The following is a 2,842-nucleotide window of genomic DNA, read 5'->3' as shown; positions in this document are numbered from 1 at the left end:
GGGTGTGGCCGTCCCGTTCGCTCCGCTCGGCACGGGTGCCGGGGTTGGGGCCGGGGCACCCCGCCCCTCCAGCACCTGCTCCCGCAGCCACGCGAGCTCGCCGGGAGCGAGCATCGCCCGGTCGCTCTCGTCGAGAACGCGGGCCGCGCGGGTGTCGATCATCAGCAGGCGTACGCGGCCGAAGTCGCGGCGGTAGCTCCAGCGGACCGAGGAGGGGTTCGAGTCGGCGTCGGCGGCGAAGGCGCGGAGGACGTCCGTGCCGTCGGGGATCGCGCGCACGGCGGCGTACAGCGGGTCGGCGGCGAGATGTTCGGGCGGGAGGTTGCCGAGGTGCTGGTGGACCCAGTACGACATCAGGCCGCTCAGCAGGCGCTCGCGCCACCAGGGCGTGGCCCGCATGTCGGCGAGCCAGGAGGCGCTGGTGTTCCAGTCGTCGATGACGTCGTGGTCGTCGAAGATCATGCAGCTGGGCACGGTGGACAGCAGCCAGCGCACCTCGGGGTCGAGCCACGATTCGTAGTAGAGGCGGGTGTACTCCTCGTAGTCCGCGACCTCGTTGCCCGGCGGATCCTTGAGGTCGCGGCGGGCCGCCAGCCAGCGGCGGGTGGCATTGGAGGTCTCGTCCGCGTACACCTGGTCGCCCAAAAGCACCAGTACGTCGGGCCGTTCGGCCTCCGGATCCGAGGCGAGGCGTGCGGCCAGCGTGTCCAGCGCGTCCGGGCCCACCGGGTCCTTCTCGTCGGCGGGCGGAGCGGCCCAGCGACAGGAACCGAAGGCCACCCGCACCGTCGCGTTGTCGTCGTCGGCCGGGGCGTGGATGAGCGAGGGCGGGAACGGCGAGCCGGGCAGCGGCCAGACCGTCGTACCGTCGAGGCGCACCTCGTACGCGGTCGACGTGCCCGGTGTCAGCCCGGTCACCGGGATCAGGGCGTAGTGATGGCCCGCGACCTGAAAGGTACGGGTCTCGCCGCCGGCGCCGTCCGCGCAGCGCACCTCGGCGGCGCACGGACGGCTCGCCTCGACCCAGACGGTCGCGGACGAGCCGTCGACGTACCTCAGCAGTGGTCCCAGCCGCAGCCTCGCCACGTGATCACCCTCCTCCGTCGCCCCGTACGGTACGGAACGACGGAGGTCAGTGGGGAGGTTCCGGCGGAGGTTCTCGGACTGCGGACCGCGGAAGGCTCAGCAGCCGTTGAGCACCGAGGTCAGCTTGCTCTTCTCCGCGGAGTCGACGGAGAGGTCGTAGTGGTGCTTCACCTGGACCCAGGCGCGTACGTACGTGCAGGAGTACGAGCTGACCGACGGCATCCACTCCGCCGGGTCCTTGTCGCCCTTCGCCTGGTTCACGTTGTCCGTGACCGCGATGAGCTGTGGGCGGGTCAGGTCGTTGGCGAAGCCCTCGCGCTCGGAGGTGCTCCAGCTGCCGGCGCCGGAGTCCCAGGCCTCGGCGAGCGGGACGAGGTGGTCGATGTCGACGTCGGCGGCGGCGCTCCAGGTGGCGCCGTCGTAGACGGAGAACCAACTGCCGCTGGTCGCGGCGCAGCTTGAGCTCTGCTCGACGTTCTCGCCGTCGCGCTCGAGGACGACTTCACGGGTGTTGCAGGCGCCGGACTGGGTGATCCAGTGCGGGAAGAGGTCGCGGTCGTAGCCGGTGCGGTCCTCGTTCGCCACGGTGAGCTGGGACAGATAGGAGCGGGCGGTGTCGGCGCTGACGGGGGTGGGCAGGGCAGCGGAGGCGGCCGGACCGTTGAAAAGCCCGGCCATGGCTATCAATCCGCCGGCGGCGGCGAGTATGCTGAGTCGTCGACGCGCGTAGACCTTTGGCATGCGAACTCCCTTGGGGGGATGGGAAGTTGACGGTGCGTGCGAATGCTTGCGGTGCCGCGTTTCGGGGAGATGTGCGCCGGGTGAGAATTTAATGTCGTGGCCATGACATAACAAGGGGTACGGGGCCGGGGCGGCGGAGCTTTGGGCTCGTGCGTGCCTTTGTTGGGCTTTTGGTTCGGCCTTTGTTACGTGAAGTTCTGTGGAATCGGGTCCGCTGAGTGGTGGCGGGATTGCCGTTCGGTTTTGTACCGTAGAGGAACAAAGTGGCTCCCGCCCGCTTTCCCTGACCGGTGGGCGGGGCCACCTTGTCCTTGGGCCGCCTTGCCCTGAGGGCACCTTGCCCCGGCGCCCTCGGCCCCCTCTCCTACGTTTTGGAGCATGCCGATGACGGCCACGACCGTGCTGACCGCCCGTGCCCTGCTGTTGGACATGGACGGCACCCTCGTCAACTCCGATGCCGTAGTCGAACGCGTCTGGCACCGGTGGGCCGAGCGGAACGGGCTGGACGGGGCCGAAATCATGAAGGTCGTCCACGGCCGGCAAGGGCATGCGTCGATGGCCCTGCTGCTGCCCGACCGGCCCATGGAGAAGAACATCGCGGACAACGAGCGCATGCTGGCCGAGGAGACGGCCGACATGGAGGGCGTCGTCGCGATTCCCGGAGCCGCGGAACTCCTCGCCTCACTGCGGGGGTTGGCGTTGCCGCATGCACTGGTGACCTCCGCGGACGTACCGCTGTCGACCGCGCGAATGGCCGCCGCCGGGCTACCGCTGCCCGACGTCCGGGTCACCGCCGAGTCCGTCGGCGCGAGCAAGCCGGACCCTGAGGGGTTCTTGAAGGCGGCCGCCGAGCTGGGGGTCGCGCCTTCCGAGTGTGTGGTGTTCGAGGACTCGGGGGCGGGGATCGCGGCGGGGCGTTCCGCGGGGATGCGGGTTGTGGGGGGTCAGCCCGGCGTCCATCTCAAAAGCGATCTCGTTCCTCGAGAGCCAGAGCTTCGTCCGCAGGGAACAGGGC

Annotated in this window: 3 protein-coding genes; 1 reads left to right on the top strand and 2 read right to left on the bottom strand. The window is 69.8% G+C overall.

The window, feature by feature from the left end:
• Together G6048_RS47560 and G6048_RS47555 are read right to left on the bottom strand one after the other, a co-directional pair.
• On the bottom strand, positions 1 to 1,086 hold a 1,086-nt coding region (locus tag G6048_RS47560; protein WP_328829114.1), incomplete at its 3' end, for a DUF7800 domain-containing protein.
• Positions 1,087 to 1,182: 96 nt separating this feature from the next.
• A complete protein-coding gene (locus G6048_RS47555) occupies positions 1,183 to 1,827 on the bottom strand; it encodes an HNH endonuclease family protein (RefSeq protein ID WP_165345822.1) in 645 nt (214 codons plus the stop codon).
• Between the two features lie 378 nt (positions 1,828 to 2,205).
• Between G6048_RS47555 and G6048_RS47550 the strand changes: the two genes are divergently transcribed.
• Positions 2,206 to 2,842, top strand: a 637-nt coding sequence (locus G6048_RS47550) for an HAD family hydrolase (protein ID WP_165345821.1), incomplete at its 3' end; no start/stop codon positions are given.

Source organism: Streptomyces ureilyticus, assembly GCF_011045025.1.
Taxonomy (GTDB): Bacteria; Actinomycetota; Actinomycetes; order Streptomycetales; family Streptomycetaceae; genus Streptomyces; species Streptomyces ureilyticus.
Note: the sequence above shows the minus strand (reverse complement) of the source record. Positions and strands in the feature narration are given on the sequence as shown.